The organism is Vibrio sp. 14N.309.X.WAT.E.F5, assembly GCF_030397615.1.
Taxonomy (GTDB): Bacteria; Pseudomonadota; Gammaproteobacteria; order Enterobacterales; family Vibrionaceae; genus Vibrio; species Vibrio lentus.
The window spans coordinates 38626-54970 of sequence record NZ_JAPNXR010000004.1 but is presented as its reverse complement, the minus strand read 5'-3'; the positions used below and the strand labels follow the sequence as shown (position 1 = coordinate 54970).

The following is a 16345-nucleotide window of genomic DNA, read 5'->3' as shown; positions in this document are numbered from 1 at the left end:
ATTTAAATAAAAATAGAATAAGGAAGAAGGATGGGAACTCAATTTAAGATGGATTCCTTACCAGGTTCTCTTATCGTCGTTGGTGGTGCGTACGAACCCTGGTTATCTGTATTAGAACAAGTGGGTTGGCAGTGTACCCAGTGTGCAGATTTACGAAAAGCCGATGCATTGATTGCCGACATAGGCCCATGTATTGGTATTGTGGACCTTAGCCATGATGAGTTCAGCCTAAATGGCATTGCAAACTTGGTGAGTAACAATAAACAGGTTAGGTGGCTCGCCTTTATCCGTGAATCGCAATTAAGCTCCGATACTATTTGCCAGTTTATCGTTAACTTCTGTATCGACTTTTTCACGGCACCCATTCCAGATGCACAGCTACTGAGTACCATAGGTCACCAGCTTGGCATGCTTAAGCTTGAGCAGAAAGTGTGGCCAAACTACGGCATTAACAACAATATGGGCTTGTTGGGCGACTCGGTGGCAGTAAAGCGCCTAAGAGACCAAGTAAAGCGTATTGGGCCGACTGATGTCAGCATCTTAATTTATGGCGAGAGTGGGGCTGGCAAAGAGACGATTGCACGCTCTATTCATCAAAATTCTTCGCGCGCGCAAAAGCCATTTTTAACGGTCAACTGCCGAGCTCTGTCTGAGATGAGAATTGAGTCTGAAGTCTTCGGCATTTCAGCTCAGCTTGGTGCTGCACCTTGTATGTTGGAAGAGGCTGATGGTGGCACGATATTGCTCAATGATGTGTTAGCGATGCCCCGCAATCAACAGTTGAATCTGTTGCGCTTCTTGCAAGAAGGCAAGGTAGAGACGGAGACTGGGTCAAAATCGGTGGATGTTCGAATTCTGGCGGCTAACTCTTCTGATATTGAAAAGGCATTGATTGAGGGTGACTTCAATGAAGAGCTTTACCACTACATCAATGTTCTACGAATCCAGGTTCCGAGCTTAAAAGAGCGGGTTAGTGATATCTCAGTGTTGGCCAATCATTTCTTACGTCAGTATTCGAAAGAATTTAATGCTCAAGCTAAGAGCTTCTCTGACGAAGCGCTTCGATCGATGAATCGTTATCACTGGCCGGGCAATGTCCGTGAACTGATGAACCAAATCAAACGTGTTGTGTTGATGTCGGACTCGGTGATCATTGAAGATCATCAGCTGGATTTACCTAAGCAAAATGATGAGCGCCGTAGCCTCAAAAGTATCCGTGAGCGTTCAGAGCGAGATGCGTTGCTGATTGTTCTGGAATCTTATGGTGGTCAAGTATCGTTGGCTGCTAAGGAACTCGGAGTTTCGCGCGCAACCATGTACCGATTGCTGAACAAACATAGCCTTATTTCTGAAGGTGTTGTTTAGAACTCTCAATGAATCGATTTTATCCGGTTAGTGTCAATCTAAGAGCCACGCATGATGCGTGGCTTTTTTGTTACCCACCGCTACAACTTCCAGTTGGCAGTTGGCAGTTGCTGGTTGATAGATTGAGCTATTGGACGCTTGGTCGTTAAGAGAGATGTTCTGTGATTTTATATAATCATAGTGAATGTGTTATATATAAAGTGATATGCAACTGATATTTTGGGTGAATCATTTGTTTTGAAATTGTTAATCAATTATCGGTTGAATAATATACTCACTTGGTTAGACTTTAACCGTGAAAGCAATGGTTTAACAAAGACTTATTTGCTTTTATTATCTCATTTCTTTTTGGATTTTTTAGTTAGTTTGGAGGCGCAAATGAAACATTTCGATTTTATACAGCATATTTGCGCGTCGTTTGATCCGTGTACTGACATGGTGACTGTTATGTCACAAGCATCAGCCATGGCCGATCGAAACACCCAAGATAAACCTAACTAATAGATCCGTACCCTTATTTGGCTGCGGAAAAATAGCAGCTAAGTGAGAAGCCCTCATACTATCTAGAACGCTATTTTTCCTCAGTTTATTCCACAACTGGAGAGTTATTATGCGTCACTCAGTATATTTAAAACTAGCAACAGTCCTTATCCGTGCAGACCTTCGTCGTGAAGAGCGTGAATGGCAACGAAAAGTTCGTCGTAGTTCATATGATCTACCATGGAACAATACCCACTTATTGAGAGATATTGGCCTTGAAGCCGATGGTCGACCAATTGGTTTTTCTGAGCCTGAAGTTGTCACGATTGAGCGCCGAGTTCGTCATCTTCGTCGAGTCTTAAGCGCGCGAATACCGACGTAATCTTGTGGGGTGATAGCGCCTTTCACCCCTTAAGATAAACATCAGCGATAGTTATGGCGTCGAAAGCACAAGCTTTTGAACTGGATCTGGCCAAAAGAGAGAAGCACTTGCTTCTCTTTTTTGCTTTTTTAAGCCGTTGTGTATGATTTTTTAAGTCGTTATCTAGTAAAGGAAAAGAGTTCTACTAAGCTTTATGTAGCAATGGAGGCAGGCTATGCAAAAGCATCAATTAGACATGTGGTTACATGGAGAGCATAAAGACTCTTATCAAACACCTAAAGTGTACGTTATTGGCTGTTCCGATATCTCGGAATATCTATTGGCGGTAGAATATAAACACAAGTTGGAACCCGTTAAGCAAGACGGAGAACCGCTTCACTTTGGATCCTTAGATCAAGTGAAAGAGGAGTTGCTCCGGCTGGGCTTTGAAAAGGCATACCTGCGTTTGCACAATGCGTATGATGAGTTTGGTAATGAACCAAGCCAAAGCTACTGCGATATAGAGTTAGCTCTAAAGCCGCATTAGAACACCTCTGTAACACACGACAACCAATGCCATCCATTGCGTTAGTCATTGGCGAAACAAGGTTTAATCGCTAAGCACAGTGGCTGTGAGCTATTTATGCGTAGTGTGTTGTGAGCAAGTTATGGGTGAACTGGGTTCGTAGGTAGAAGCCACGAGGTTTGGTCTTGATAGGCTTTCCACTCGCACCATACGCTTCTGTTAATACTCGGCTGTTTGCTGCTTTCGGTCGCAAATGCAATGCTTCTCCGTGCCTTGCTGTGATTTGCTCAACATTGCCTAACACGATTAGCTCCATGAGCTCTTCCCAATCTCTTTTTAAGATTTCATCTTCGGCTGGGGTTGGTGTCCAGAGTAATGGGGATCCAACATGTCTTTCTGCTAGCGGGATCTCTCGTTCACCTTCAACGGGGATCCACAACACTTTAGAGAGCTTGTTTCGGACGTGGCTGGTTTCCCATGTTAATCCTTGTACTCCCATTAAGGGGGCGACACAGACAAAGGTTGTTTCTAAAGGCTTGCCAGAATAACCAATAGGAATACTTTTTAGTTCGATCCCTAATTTAGCAAAATCTTGCTCTGGCTTACTGCCTGCCGCTGCACCCAAATGCCATTCTAATAGTTGCCCAACCCAGCCTTTATCGCGCTTAAGATCGTTTGGCATGATCATCTCAGCTTCATCTGCGAGCTCTTTGAATGTCATTCCGGCGATAGCATACGCTCTGTCTAAGAGCTCTTGTTGTGTTTGTGGTTCTGGTTTCATAATAAAAGGCATGATCAAAAAAATGATTTTATCAGAAGTTATCACCAAATGCCGACTGGTTAAGAAATGATCTCATTGTTATAAAAGGGATCAAACTCATGGTTATCCACAGGTCATGAAGGTAATTAATTGAAATATTAATTTAGTGTATAAATAAACAGGGGTTTATGGTGGATAAAATGCTTGCTAAATGGGGTTCAAAATGAATCTTTGACCCACCAGTGTGGATAAGCAGCGGAGTGGTTGATCTTTAACCATGTTTGATTTTGAAAAGATCTTTTGGTTTTTGACGATTATTTATTTTATGATTTTGTTTTTAAGTTTATGATTTGATTTATTTTTTTGTTGTTAATGGCGAGAGGGGTACTTTCGGTGTTGATGAATGTATGGATTAAAAAAAACGATTGCGGCTAATTCTTCACATAGTTATTCACAGAAAAGGTGAATAAATGTGGTCTATGTCTCACTCTTATGTGGGTAACTAAGATTTGAGCAAAACTTATCCATATTCTTAGTTAATAGTCATAAATATAGCGCTTGTCACGTCACTAAGTTTGCTCCAATTGGGGATATGTGGAAAAATCAGTGTAATTAAAAATTTAGATAGAGGTTGGCCAGTGATAGATGGCGATGGTTACCGATTAAATGTTGGTATTGTAATCTGTAACAACCATGGTCAGGTCTTCTGGGCTAAACGATACGGGCAACATTCATGGCAATTCCCTCAAGGGGGAATAGATGAAGGTGAAACTCCGGAACAGGCAATGTACCGCGAGTTGTATGAAGAGGTTGGCCTTACAAAAAAGGATGTAAAAATCGTCGCGACAAGTCGTCATTGGTTACGCTATAAGCTACCCAAACGACTGGTTCGGTGGGATTCGAAACCTGTCTGTATTGGACAAAAACAGAAGTGGTTCCTTTTGCGCTTAGATTGCGATGAATCGCATATCAATATGCAGCGTGGAAGTACACCTGAGTTTGATGGTTGGCGTTGGGTGAGTTACTGGTACCCAGTTCGACAAGTTGTTTCTTTCAAGCGAGATGTTTACCGTCGAGCAATGAAAGAATTCGCATCTTTAGCAATGCCGTTTAAAGAGCGAAAAACAAAAGGAAAACGCAAATTGCGTAGAGGTTAAGCATGCTCAGCCAACTAAGGGAAATAGTTGAACACGTATCAAGAGTTGAAGATGTGTCGACGGCTCTTGATATTTTGGTGAAAGAGACATGCAGTGCGATGCAGACAGAGTGCTGCACCGTGTATCTAGCGAATAATGATATGCAGCGCCTTGAGTTGATGGCAACTCAAGGCCTGATCTTTGAAGGGAATAGTATTCAGATTGGTTTTGATGAAGGCTTGGTTGGCCTTGTCAAAAGAAGTGCTGAACCTATTAACCTTGCTCAGGCATCTGCTCACCCAGCTTATAAATTTTTTCCAGAACTAGGAGAAAGTGTTTATCACTCTTTTCTAGGCACTCCTATTATCCATCGCAAGCAAGTGCTTGGCGTTTTGGTTATTCAACAGAAATCCCCTCGTTTATTCAGTGAAATGGAAGAGTCTTTCCTTGTCACTCTCTCTGCTCAACTTGCGGTTATTGTGGCGCATGCCCAAACTCAAGGCCATTGGCTTCTTGAGCAACAGAAGCTACCTGCGACCAAGGGTATTGCTGCGTCATCGGGCGTTGCGATCGGTGATTTATGGTGGGACAACACCCAACCTGAATTAACCGATGTTTATCCAGCATCGACGCTCAATGTTGAAAGAGAGCATGAGTTGTTGGCTGTTGCCGTCGAAAATGCCCTCAATGACTTTAAGCGCATGCGAAAGCGTTTAGACAGTGAAATCAATAAAGACGCGTTGGCGATCTTTGATCTGTTTACTCACTTACTCAACGATCCGATGTTGCGTAAGGATCTAAAGAGTCAAATCCAGAAAGGCGATAAAGCCGATTGGGCATTAAGACAGGTTGTTGAGAGCTACTCGAATCGCTTTGCCCGTATGTCTGATGTCTACCTTCGAGAGAGGGCGCAAGACATTCGCGAGTTGGGTCAAAGGCTGCTTTATTTCCTTCACAACTCAGAGCACGAACTACGAACTCTAGATAAACCGATTATCTTGGTGGTACGTGAGTTAACGGCTTCTGTTTTAGCGTCGATTCCGAAAGAGAAGTTATTAGCTGTCGTTTCCTTGGAAGGGGCGGCGAACTCGCACGCGGCTATTTTATCTCGCGCGTTAGGCATTCCCTCGGTTATGGGGGTAAATCTCAACCTAGCTCAAGCCAATGGCAAACAAGCTATTGTCGATGGTTACAGCGGTGAGATCTTTATTGAGCCGACTCAGAGCCTACTGAGCGAGTACCAAGGGCTAATTCTAGAAGAGAGTGAACTCTCCTCTATGGTTAACCGAGAATTATACTTACCTGCAAAAACCCAAGATGACCGACAGGTCGAGATTTTGCTTAATGCGGGCTTAAGTGCCGACACCAATATTGCGATCAACCAAGGGGTGGATGGCGTAGGCCTGTATCGAACAGAAATCTCTTTCTTGTTACAACAAAGGTTCCCGTCAGAAGACGAACAGTTCAAGCAGTATCGCTCTGTGCTCGCGAGTTACCCTGAGAAGCAAGTTGTGATGCGAACTTTGGATATTGGTGGCGATAAGGCATTACCTTACTTCCCAATAGAAGAAGACAATCCATTCCTTGGCTGGCGTGGCATTCGTTTTACCCTTGATCATCCTGACATCTTTATTATCCAATTGCGTGCGATGTTACGTGCGAGTTGTGATAGCCAGAACTTGAGTATCTTGTTGCCAATGATCTCTAGCACTCAAGAACTGGATGATACTGTTCAACTCATCGAGCAAGCCTACGATGAAGTGCATGAACTCGACAGTCGAGTTCGTATGCCGCGTATCGGTATCATGATTGAAGTGCCATCAATGCTTTACCTTCTTCCGCTTATTGCGGATAAAGTTGATTTCGTTTCGGTGGGCACCAATGACTTAACTCAATATTTATTGGCGGTTGACCGGAACAATTCCCGCGTCTCTGATGTCTATGAATCCATGCACCCTGCAGTGATCATGGCATTGAAACACATCCATGATACTTGTAAGCAATATCAATTGCCTGTGTGTATATGTGGAGAGCTCGCGGGTGATCCAATGGGCGCATTGCTCTTGATTGGATTAGGGTATGAGACGTTAAGTATGAATACCTCAAATGTCGCAAGGACTAAGTATTTGATTCGTCAATCTAAGCTTAGTGAGCTGCAAGATTTGGCAAATGAGGCGCTATCAAAACCGTATGGAAGTGACATCTATAGTATGATGCTCAACTATTTCGAAGAGCGTGAATTTACAGGCTTCATTCGAGCGGGTAAAAAATAGGATTTAACGTGTCATACGAACTCATTGGCTTGTTGGCTGGCCTTGGTGCTATTGTTGGTGTTTTAGCGGGTTTGCTGGGCATTGGTGGTGGTTTGCTGGTGGTTCCAGCCTTACTGTTTTTGCTTCCTAAAGCGGGTATTCCTCAAGAGTTTGCAATGCAGATGGCGTTAGCGACTTCGTTATCAACCATTATTGTCACCTCCGGATCTTCTGCGATTAATCACCTAAAGCTAGGCAATGTCGAGATCTTTGTTGTGAAATGGCTGATGCCTGGAGTGGTGGTCGGTGGTTTCCTAGGTTCTTTCATCGCAGACGTTATTCCCGCGCAATATCTGCCGAAGGTATTTGGTGTGATTGTCTTGGTATTGGCATTACAAATGCTGCTTTCCATTCGTTCAACAAGCCAAAAAGTAATGCCTAGTTCGGCAAAGACGATGATGTATGGCGGCGGAATTGGTGTGGTATCGAGCTTAGCGGGTATTGGCGGAGGGTCTTTATCTGTGCCTTTCCTGAATCATCACGGTGTGGAAATGCGCAAAGCCGTAGGTTCATCTTCAGTATGCGGTTGTGTCATTGCGATTTCAGGAATGCTTGGATTCATTTGGCACGGTTCATCAGTTAACGATTTACCCGCTTTTAGTTTAGGTTATGTGTATCTACCCGCTTTAGTTGCGATATCTTGCACGTCAGTGTTGACCACTCGAATTGGAGCTAAGTTGGCGACTCAACTGCCAACGCCAGTGTTGAAAAAATTCTTTGCGGTATTTTTAATGTTTATAGCATCGATGATGCTGCTGTAGTGTATTTCTCCGTTGGTTGTTTTGCTGAGTTGCTTAATTTCAGTGAAGCAGTTAACCCATTGTTTATTATTTAGATAGAGAGCCAAGTATGTCTCAGGGTTTTATCGAATTCCCAAATATCGATCCTGTTCTTATTGAACTAGGACCAATCTCAGTTCGTTGGTATGGCCTAATGTACCTGGTCGGTTTTATGTTCGCGCTTTGGTTAGCAAATCGCCGAGCTGATCAACCTGGTAGCGGTTGGACTCGAGAGCAAGTGTCAGATTTACTGTTTGCTGGCTTTCTCGGTGTGGTGCTTGGTGGCCGTATTGGCTACGTAATTTTCTATAACTTTGACCTATTCCTCGCAGATCCTCTTTACCTCTTTAAGGTATGGACTGGCGGTATGTCTTTCCATGGTGGTTTGCTTGGTGTTATCACTGCGATGTTCTGGTATGCCAAAAAGAACGGTCGAACCTTCTTTGGTGTCGCAGACATGATTGCACCATTGGTGCCATTTGGTTTAGGTATGGGTCGTATGGGTAACTTCATGAACAGCGAGCTTTGGGGCCGTGTGACTGATGTTCCATGGGCGATCGTGTTCCCTAATGGTGGTCCACTTCCTCGTCACCCATCTCAGCTTTACGAGATGGCGCTTGAAGGCATTGTGTTGTTCTTCATCTTGAACTGGTTTATCAAAAAGCCGCGTCCTCTAGGTTCTGTATCAGGGTTATTCCTAGCAGGATATGGTACATTCCGCTTCCTAGTTGAATACGTACGTGAACCTGATGCGCAACTTGGCTTGTTCGGTGGGTTTATCTCGATGGGACAAATCCTATCACTGCCAATGGTTATTGTCGGTGCGCTGATGATGGTTTGGGCATACAAGCGTGGTCACTACAAAGACGAATTACCACAACAAACGAAGTAAGGAATTGGTGTGAAACAGTATTTAGATCTCTGTCAGCGTATCGTTGATGACGGTACTTGGATTGAAAATGAACGCACAGGCAAGCGCTGCCTAACTGTGATCAATGCTGACCTTGAATATGATGTTGGTAATAACCAATTCCCACTGGTAACAACGCGTAAGAGCTTTTGGAAAGCGGCAGTTGCTGAACTGCTTGGCTATATCCGTGGTTACGATAATGCTGAAGATTTTCGCAAGCTAGGAACTAAAACTTGGGATGCGAATTCGAACCTGAACGAGGCATGGCTGAATAACCCTTACCGTAAGGGTGAAGACGACATGGGCCGTGTTTATGGTGTTCAAGGACGTGCATGGGCGAAACCTGATGGTGGTCATATCGACCAACTGAAGAAGATTGTTGATGATCTAACTAACGGTATTGATGACCGCGGTGAGATCTTAAACTTCTACAACCCAGGCGAGTTCCATATGGGTTGTTTGCGTCCGTGTATGTACAGCCACCACTTCTCTCTGCTTGGTGACACTCTGTACCTAAACAGTACTCAGCGCTCTTGTGACGTACCTTTAGGTTTGAATTTCAATATGGTTCAAGTGTATGTGTTCCTCGCTATCATGGCGCAGATCACCGGCAAGAAAGCGGGTGTGGCTTATCACAAGCTTGTTAACTCTCATATCTATGAAGATCAACTTGCACCAATGCGTGATGTTCAGTTGAAGCGTGAGCCTCTAGCTGGCCCTACATTCCATATCAATCCTGAAATTAAATCTCTAGAAGATTTAGAAACGTGGGTAACGATGGATGACTTCTGGGTTGAAGGTTACGAATGCCACGAAGCGATTAAGTACCCGTTCTCGGTGTAACCTAATCCACAATGTTTGATTGAAAGGCTGCCTCTGTGCAGCCTTTTTTGTATCCAAGGGAGCAGTGACGAGTAAACGGAATGCGAGATACGAAGGTCAAAAGCAAACTTCATTCCCTAGAGACTTATGAGGGAAGGAGTCGGAAATCTCTGGGCATTGTGAGGCGTTTAGATTCTCTATCACGCTCGCACCTCGTTGTAGGGAATGACGGATGTTTAGATACGAGTAAACGAGATGTGGGATACGAAGAGCGTGTTTAGATTTGAGTCAGTGATATACGAAGTACAAACGCAGATAATGAGAGGGAGTTGCTTTCTTTACTCGTTTACCTGAATCTCGTATCTGCTGTTCAATTCGTCATTCCCTAGACTGACGAAGGAAGGAGTAGGGAATCTCTGGGTGTTGTGTTAGGTAGATTCCCTATCACGCTCGTACCTCGTTGTAGGGAATGACGGATGTTTAGATACGAGTAAACAAGATGCGGGATACGAAGAGCTAGAACGGACTTCTTTGGTGAGTAATGCTTACCCTACCGATTTACTTCTTATATCGTATGGGTTTCAGCTCTTGTCATACGCTTACTTATATTTCGAATTTGCTTTTAGCTCTTCGTTACTCGTTCACTCGCATCCCGTATCTGCTTTCAACTTGTCACTCGCTACTCGAATCTTTGTCTTTCAAAAAAGAAAAAGCCCGCAACCTAGGTTGCGGGCTTTGCTATAAGCGATGTTTGTTTTGCTATTAAGCAGTCAGTGCTAACACGCTACCAGGCAGTACAAGAAATACCGCAACAAGATAACCAGCCACTACAGCTTTGTTTTTCACTGCCATGTCTGAAATGATATCAGCGGCTTTCACTGGCAGTTCACGTAGGAACGGAATACCAAAGATGAATACCGTCGCCATGATGTTGAACACCAAGTGTACTAGAGCAATCTGTAGTGCGAATACTGCGAACTCACCAGATACTGCTGTCGCTGCTAATAGCGCGGTAATACACGTACCGATGTTTGCACCCAAAGTGAATGGGTAAACGTCACGTACTTTAAGAACACCTGAACCAACTAGTGGAACCATCAAGCTTGTTGTCGTTGAAGAAGACTGAACAAGGATAGTAACGATAGAGCCAGAAGCGATACCGTGGATAGGACCACGACCGATTGCATTCTTTAGAATCTCACGAGCACGGCCAACCATTAGGCTCTTCATTAGCTTACCCATTACCGTGATGGCTACGAAGATAGTCGCGATACCTAGAACGATAAGCATAACCCCACCAACAGTGTCGCCAAACGTTGATAGTGGTTCTTTAATCGCACTTACAACAGGCTTAGTGATTGGCTTGATGAAGTTAAGACCACCCATGCTCATATCACCTGTTGCTAGCATCGGTGATACTAACCAGTGAGAAATTTTCTCTAGAATACCAAACGCCATCTCTAGTGGTAGGAAGATAGCAACGGCTAATAGGTTAAAGAAGTCGTGAATCGTCGCACTTGCGAATGCACGTTTGAACTCATCTTTACAACGAACATGACCAAGGCTAACTAGCGTATTGGTTACCGTAGTACCAATGTTCGCACCCATGATCATAGGGATTGCTAGCTCAACAGGTAAACCACCGGCCACAAGGCCAACGATAATTGAAGTAACTGTACTTGATGATTGAATAAGTGCTGTAGCCACTAAACCAATCATTAAGCCTGCAACTGGGTGTGAAGCAAATTCGAAAAGAACCTTTGCTTGCTCGCCTGTTGCCCATTTGAAGCCTGTACCAACCATTGAAACTGAAAGTAATAGTAGGTAAAGCATGAATGCCAAGTTAGCCCAGCGTAGCCAACGAGTTGTGCTCGAGATAGGCGCTGCTGCAGTAGTAGCTTGGTTCATAATGTTTTCTCCATTGGACCGTTTAAGTCTGTGTTTGGTCTGTTTGTTTAATCTGAGCGTGATGTTAGAGAACAAATATTTCAGTAATATTACATTTTGGTTTAGGTGAGACTTTTTTGTGATGATTTGCTCTTTAAATATTCCACGAGCTAATGTTGTTGTTTTAAGTTTTTGTTTTTATTTGAGTTTTAATGATTTCTCTATAGGTGATATAGATCTTAAAAGTTAGAGAAAAATTGAAAATAATCGCTCAAATATTACATTATGAAATCACACACTTCGAAAAAATAAGTGGTAATGACGATTTAAGTTAGGTTTTTCCGAGTTTGTTGAGTGGGCGTGTCATATTTGATATAAAAGGTTATCTACTCTTTTAATACGGCACACTTATGTCGCACCTCAACTATAACCATCTTTATTACTTCTGGATGGTTTGCAAACAAGGCTCTGTTACTAAAGCCGCAGAAGCTCTGTTTTTAACGCCACAAACCGTAACGGGTCAGATAAAAGCGTTAGAAGAACGTATGGATGGCAAGCTAACAAAGCGTAATGGTCGCAGTGTTGAGCCGACAGAGCTTGGGCAGTTGGTATTTAAGTATGCCGACCGTATGTTTGGCCTGAGCTACGAAATGCTGGATATCGTGAATTATAGCCAGCACTCCAATATTCTGTTTGATGTGGGTGTTGCGGATGCACTGTCCAAAAGATTAGTCAGTAAGATATTGATGTCGACTATCCCACCCGATAACAGCATTCATTTACGCTGTTTTGAGTCGACCCATGAAATGCTACTCGAACAACTGTCTCAGCATAAGCTCGACATGATTCTTTCAGACTGCCCTGTAGATTCAAGCCAAAGCCCAGGCCTTTTCAGTAAAAAACTGGGTGAGAGTGGAATGAGTTTTTTCTGTTCTGGTAAAGTTGAAGGGATTAGTTTTCCCGCCGTGTTAGAACAAAGGAAGCTTTTGATCCCTGGAAGTCGAACTTCTATGGGGCGAAAAGTACTGCAATGGTTTGATCGACAAGGTTTAAAACCCGATATTTTGGGCGAATTTGATGATGTTGCTTTGATGAAAGCTTTTGCGCGTTATCACCATGATGCCATTTTCCTTGCTCCCACTCTTTATATGTCTGAAGTGGAAGAAGACACCTCTTTGCAACTTTTGTGTGATATTGAAGAGTTAAAAGAAGAGTACTACGTCATATTTGCTGAACGGATGATCCAACATCCAGCAGTAAAAAACGTATGTGACGCAGATTTTAGTAAATTGTTCGAATGAGTTAGTTTGTTAATGAATTGATATCGATTATCATATCCAAGCAATATGCCGTAAATATTGATTGCCCGTAGTTGGCGTAATAAGTCGTTGGGAGCCAGACTATGAACTTAAAAGAGATGGAGAAGAACTCGGCGCAGGCCGTTATTCTACTCAAAGCCATGGCCAACGAGCGACGTTTACAGATCTTGTGCTTATTGCATGGCACAGAACTGTCGGTCGGGGAGTTATGTGGCAAGTTGGAATTGAGTCAATCAGCGTTATCTCAGCATCTTGCTTGGTTGAGAAGAGATGGCTTAGTCGAAACTCGTAAAGAAGCTCAGACGGTGTATTACACATTGAGCAGTGAAGAAGTAAAAGCGATGATTAACCTACTGCATGGTATGTACTGCAAGTAGCTTATTGCTGGTGGATTAGCTCATTTCCTATCAGAAATAAGATAGGCACAAGGAAGTGTCGCTATTTATTAGTGAGGCTTAAGAACCATTATTAGCTAGGCTTGGGTAGTTATTAGCAAGGCTTAAACTGCTATTAGTAAGACTTCGAGATGTGTTTGCCAAATTTCAGATATAAAAAAACCGGCCGAGGCCGGTTTTTTTCGTTTTGCGTTGTAATCAAATTTCTATTAAAGAGCTTTGATTGCAGCAGCGAAACGAGACTTATGACGTGCAGCTTTATTCTTATGAATAAGGCCTTTAGTCGCCATGCGGTCTAGAAGAGGTGTAACTTCTACAAGAGCAGCAGTTGCAGCTTCTTTATTGCCAGCTTCAATAGCTGCAATAGTTTTTTTCATGTAAGTGCGCATCATAGAACGACGGCTAGCATTGTGCTGGCGACGTTTCTCAGCTTGGATAGCGCGCTTCTTAGCAGATTTACTGTTTGCCAAGGTCTAACTCCCAAAAACTTAGTTCGGTGACAATTTAAGGGCGAGGACTATCCCTCATAGGCGCTTAATTGTCAAATGATTTGTGCAAAAACCAATCTCAGCCAAACAAATTTTGGTATGGAAAGGTCATCGCGGTTAAGATGGCGGGGATTCTAACAGCATTTTTAGACCAATGCTAATAATTATGCTTCTTAGGATAGGATAGTATTTATCCTTGATTGAAAGTAATCAACCAGTGTCAGAGGTTTGTGTGAGTAAACGACTATTAAAGTCAGGGCTGATTGTCAGTGTAATGACTTTTGTTTCCCGTGTCTTGGGGCTAGTACGTGATGTCGTAGTAGCAAACTTAATGGGGGCAGGAGCAAGTGCAGACGTATTTTTCTTCGCCAATAAAATTCCTAATTTTTTACGTCGGCTGTTTGCCGAAGGCGCTTTTTCTCAAGCCTTTGTACCAGTATTAACGGAATATCACGCCGCAGGTGATAAAGATAAAACTCGAGACTTGATAGCAAAGGTGTCCGGTACTCTTGGGGTGTTGGTTTCTATTGTTACGGTGCTTGGGGTATTAGGCTCTGGAGTTATCACCGCAATGTTCGGTGCGGGTTGGTTTATTGATTGGCTTAATGACGGCCCCTCGGCGCCTAAGTTTGAACTCGCTAGCCTAATGCTGAAAATTACTTTTCCTTATTTATGGTTCATTACGTTTGTCGCTTTATCAGGTGCAATCCTCAATACCATGGGCAAATTTGCGGTTTCGTCATTTACGCCTGTATTCTTGAACGTAATGATCATTGCTTGTGCTTGGTTTCTTGCTCCTAATTTAGAACAACCTGAAATTGGTTTATCCATCGGCGTTTTTCTTGGAGGCTTAGTTCAATTCCTGTTCCAAATGCCTTTCTTGATTAAAGCAGGAGTATTGGTTAAGCCTAAGTGGGGTTGGAGAGATCCGGGCGTGGTTAAGATCCGCACGTTAATGATCCCTGCTTTGTTTGGTGTGTCAGTAAGTCAAATCAACTTGTTGTTCGATACCTTTATTGCCAGCTTTCTAGCGACGGGCTCTATCAGTTGGTTGTATTACTCGGATCGACTATTAGAATTCCCACTCGGTTTGTTTGGTATCGCCATTGCGACGGTTATTCTTCCTGCCTTATCCCGTAAGCACGTTGATGCCGAAGGTGAAGGGTTTGCTCATACCATGGACTGGGGGGTGCGCATGGTACTGCTGCTCGGCATTCCTGCGATGTTCGGCCTTATTGTGTTAGCAAAACCGATGCTGATGGTGCTGTTTATGCGCGGAGAGTTTTCTCCCCATGATGTTAATCAGGCTTCCATGTCTTTAGTGGCGTACGCTTCTGGCTTGCTGAATTTCATGCTTATTAAAGTATTGGCTCCCGGCTATTACTCTCGTCAAGACACTAAAACACCAGTTAAGTACGGCATCATTGCGATGGTGACTAACATGGTGTTCAACGCAATCTTCGCTTATTTCTATGGTTATGTTGGTTTGGCTATCGCAACGGCGTTGTCTGCTTTCGTGAACATGACTCTGCTTTATCGTGGGTTGCATTTAGCGGGTGTTTATCGTTTAACCAAGACTACATTGTTGTTTAGCCTTAAATTATTGATCTCAGGTACGGTAATGATTGGCGTGATTTTATGGCAGCTAGACAATATGCAATTGTGGCTTGATTGGGGTTTTAACCAAAGAGCGTTGACACTAACAGGGTTGATCGCACTTGGCGCCTTTGCTTATATTGTGTCGATACTGGTTTTAGGTATCCGAGTAAAACATTTAAAAGCAGCGACAGATTAATACTGATTAGTATATAATCCGTCGGTTTCACACAATAAATGATGCAAATAACAGGTTTTAGCTGATCACAATGGAACTGATCCGAGGTATACACAATATTAAAGCGCAGCATCATGGCTGTGTATTAACCATAGGTAACTTCGATGGTGTTCATTTAGGGCATCAAGAGGTTCTGAGTCAGGTTTCTAAACAAGCTGCAGCATTAGGGCTCCCTTCTGTTGTCATGACGTTTGAGCCGCAACCTATGGAGTTGTTTGCCAAAGGTAAAGCACCAGCACGTTTAACTCGCTTACGAGATAAATACGTGCAACTGAGTAAGCTAGATATCAGTCGTTTATTGTGTGTGAATTTTAATCAGTATTTTGCAAGCTTGTCGGCGGAAGCGTTCATTAAAGACCTTTTGGTTGATAAGCTTGGCGTGAAATTCTTGGTTGTCGGTGACGATTTTTGCTTCGGTAAGGGTCGTACTGGTAATTTCGCTATGCTTCAAGAAGCGGGCGAGAAGTATGGTTTTGAGGTGGTGAGCACCCAGAGCTATTGCTTAAACCAATTACGAGTAAGCAGTACTGAAATACGAAATGCGTTAGCGGCCAATGATTTAGCTTCTAGTGCTACCATGCTTGGGCGTGACTACAGTATCAGTGGTCGTGTTTCTCATGGTCGTAAACTAGGGAGAACTATCGGTTTCCCTACCGCTAATATTCCATTAAAGCGTTGTGTTTCTCCTGTTTCGGGAGTGTATGTTGTTGAAGCATTAGATATCGACGGTGTGCCTGTCGGTGGTGTTGCTAATATTGGACAACGACCAACGGTTAATGGTGTAAGGCAGCAATTAGAAGTGCATTTTTTTGACTTTAAAGCCAATTTATATGGTAAACAGTTAGAAGTACGACTTTTGCACAAACTGCGCGACGAGATAAAATTTGAATCGTTCGACGCATTAAAGAATCAAATAGAATTGGATGCTGAAGCCGCAAGGGTGTGGCTGCTTCAGCTAAAGAATTAGTCGG

16 protein-coding genes are annotated in these 16345 nt (G+C 43.3%); 13 read left to right on the top strand and 3 right to left on the bottom strand.

The window, feature by feature from the left end; translation table 11 throughout:
• Positions 1-30 precede the first annotated feature (30 nt).
• The 4 genes from vpsR to OW495_RS06530 all read left to right on the top strand — a co-directional run bounded on the left by vpsR (position 31) and on the right by OW495_RS06530 (position 2753).
• The gene (gene vpsR, locus OW495_RS06545) at positions 31-1365 is read left to right on the top strand and encodes a cyclic-di-GMP-binding transcriptional regulator VpsR (protein ID WP_017106785.1); all 1335 of its coding nucleotides are present in this window, start codon (positions 31-33) and stop codon (positions 1363-1365) included.
• Between the two features lie 378 nt (positions 1366-1743).
• Positions 1744-1866 (top strand): hypothetical protein, encoded by a 123-nt coding sequence (locus tag OW495_RS06540; protein ID WP_261383289.1) that lies wholly within the window; start codon positions 1744-1746, stop codon positions 1864-1866.
• Positions 1867-1975: 109 nt separating this feature from the next.
• On the top strand, positions 1976-2227 hold the full coding sequence (locus tag OW495_RS06535; RefSeq protein ID WP_004735015.1) for a hypothetical protein: 252 nt from the start codon (positions 1976-1978) through the stop codon (positions 2225-2227).
• A 214-nt stretch (positions 2228-2441) separates the two neighbouring features.
• Positions 2442-2753, top strand: a complete 312-nt coding sequence (locus OW495_RS06530; protein ID WP_004735016.1) for a DUF6482 family protein — start codon at positions 2442-2444, stop codon at positions 2751-2753.
• 94 nt (positions 2754-2847) lie between these two features.
• Here OW495_RS06530 and mutH read toward each other — a convergent pair whose 3' ends face one another.
• Entirely contained in the window at positions 2848-3513 is a 666-nt protein-coding gene (gene mutH / locus OW495_RS06525) for a DNA mismatch repair endonuclease MutH (protein ID WP_050546578.1), read from the bottom strand.
• A gap of 617 nt (positions 3514-4130) precedes the next feature.
• Here mutH and rppH point away from each other — a divergent pair.
• From rppH to OW495_RS06500, 5 genes are all read left to right on the top strand, one after another.
• The gene (gene rppH, locus OW495_RS06520) at positions 4131-4649 is read left to right on the top strand and encodes an RNA pyrophosphohydrolase (RefSeq protein WP_009848435.1); all 519 of its coding nucleotides are present in this window, start codon (positions 4131-4133) and stop codon (positions 4647-4649) included.
• Positions 4650-4651: 2 nt separating this feature from the next.
• Positions 4652-6901, top strand: a complete 2250-nt coding sequence (gene ptsP / locus OW495_RS06515) for a phosphoenolpyruvate--protein phosphotransferase (protein ID WP_017106783.1) — start codon at positions 4652-4654, stop codon at positions 6899-6901.
• An 8-nt stretch (positions 6902-6909) separates the two neighbouring features.
• A complete protein-coding gene (locus OW495_RS06510; protein ID WP_102513259.1) occupies positions 6910-7701 on the top strand; it encodes a sulfite exporter TauE/SafE family protein in 792 nt (263 codons plus the stop codon).
• Positions 7702-7789: 88 nt separating this feature from the next.
• Entirely contained in the window at positions 7790-8611 is an 822-nt protein-coding gene (lgt, locus tag OW495_RS06505; RefSeq protein WP_017106781.1) for a prolipoprotein diacylglyceryl transferase, read from the top strand.
• A gap of 9 nt (positions 8612-8620) precedes the next feature.
• On the top strand, positions 8621-9472 hold the full coding sequence (locus OW495_RS06500) for a thymidylate synthase (RefSeq protein ID WP_102513260.1): 852 nt from the start codon (positions 8621-8623) through the stop codon (positions 9470-9472).
• Between the two features lie 741 nt (positions 9473-10213).
• On the opposite strand, the gene OW495_RS06495 is transcribed toward OW495_RS06500, so the two are convergent.
• Entirely contained in the window at positions 10214-11359 is a 1146-nt protein-coding gene (locus OW495_RS06495) for a Na/Pi symporter (RefSeq protein ID WP_017102996.1), read from the bottom strand.
• 389 nt (positions 11360-11748) lie between these two features.
• Here OW495_RS06495 and nhaR point away from each other — a divergent pair, with 389 nt between their 5' ends.
• On the top strand, positions 11749-12639 hold the full coding sequence (gene nhaR, locus OW495_RS06490) for a transcriptional activator NhaR (RefSeq protein WP_017106778.1): 891 nt from the start codon (positions 11749-11751) through the stop codon (positions 12637-12639).
• Between the two features lie 101 nt (positions 12640-12740).
• Complete coding sequence (locus tag OW495_RS06485) at positions 12741-13034, top strand: metalloregulator ArsR/SmtB family transcription factor (protein ID WP_009848443.1); 294 nt, start codon at positions 12741-12743, stop codon at positions 13032-13034.
• Between the two features lie 227 nt (positions 13035-13261).
• Here OW495_RS06485 and rpsT read toward each other — a convergent pair whose 3' ends face one another.
• Positions 13262-13522, bottom strand: coding sequence for a 30S ribosomal protein S20 (gene rpsT / locus OW495_RS06480; protein WP_012603273.1), 261 nt, complete (start codon positions 13520-13522; stop codon positions 13262-13264).
• 250 nt (positions 13523-13772) lie between these two features.
• Here rpsT and murJ point away from each other — a divergent pair, with 250 nt between their 5' ends.
• Together murJ and ribF are read left to right on the top strand one after the other, a co-directional pair.
• Positions 13773-15335, top strand: a complete 1563-nt coding sequence (gene murJ / locus OW495_RS06475) for a murein biosynthesis integral membrane protein MurJ (RefSeq protein WP_032501129.1) — start codon at positions 13773-13775, stop codon at positions 15333-15335.
• 70 nt (positions 15336-15405) lie between these two features.
• Complete coding sequence (gene ribF, locus OW495_RS06470) at positions 15406-16341, top strand: bifunctional riboflavin kinase/FAD synthetase (RefSeq protein WP_016799151.1); 936 nt, start codon at positions 15406-15408, stop codon at positions 16339-16341.
• Positions 16342-16345 lie beyond the last annotated feature (4 nt).

Excerpts from the sequence above, each read along its gene's own strand:
- OW495_RS06495 (WP_017102996.1), bottom strand. The coding sequence starts at position 11,359 with ATGAACCAAGCTACTACTGCAGCAGCGCCTATCTCGAGCACAACTCGT.
- mutH (WP_050546578.1), bottom strand. The coding sequence starts at position 3,513 with ATGAAACCAGAACCACAAACACAACAAGAGCTCTTAGACAGAGCGTAT.
- nhaR (WP_017106778.1), top strand. The coding sequence starts at position 11,749 with ATGTCGCACCTCAACTATAACCATCTTTATTACTTCTGGATGGTTTGC.
- OW495_RS06535 (WP_004735015.1), top strand. The coding sequence starts at position 1,976 with ATGCGTCACTCAGTATATTTAAAACTAGCAACAGTCCTTATCCGTGCA.
- OW495_RS06540 (WP_261383289.1), top strand. The coding sequence starts at position 1,744 with ATGAAACATTTCGATTTTATACAGCATATTTGCGCGTCGTTTGATCCG.
- lgt (WP_017106781.1), top strand. The coding sequence starts at position 7,790 with ATGTCTCAGGGTTTTATCGAATTCCCAAATATCGATCCTGTTCTTATT.
- ptsP (WP_017106783.1), top strand. The coding sequence starts at position 4,652 with ATGCTCAGCCAACTAAGGGAAATAGTTGAACACGTATCAAGAGTTGAA.
- vpsR (WP_017106785.1), top strand. The coding sequence starts at position 31 with ATGGGAACTCAATTTAAGATGGATTCCTTACCAGGTTCTCTTATCGTC.
- OW495_RS06485 (WP_009848443.1), top strand. The coding sequence starts at position 12,741 with ATGAACTTAAAAGAGATGGAGAAGAACTCGGCGCAGGCCGTTATTCTA.
- ribF (WP_016799151.1), top strand. The coding sequence starts at position 15,406 with ATGGAACTGATCCGAGGTATACACAATATTAAAGCGCAGCATCATGGC.
- OW495_RS06530 (WP_004735016.1), top strand. The coding sequence starts at position 2,442 with ATGCAAAAGCATCAATTAGACATGTGGTTACATGGAGAGCATAAAGAC.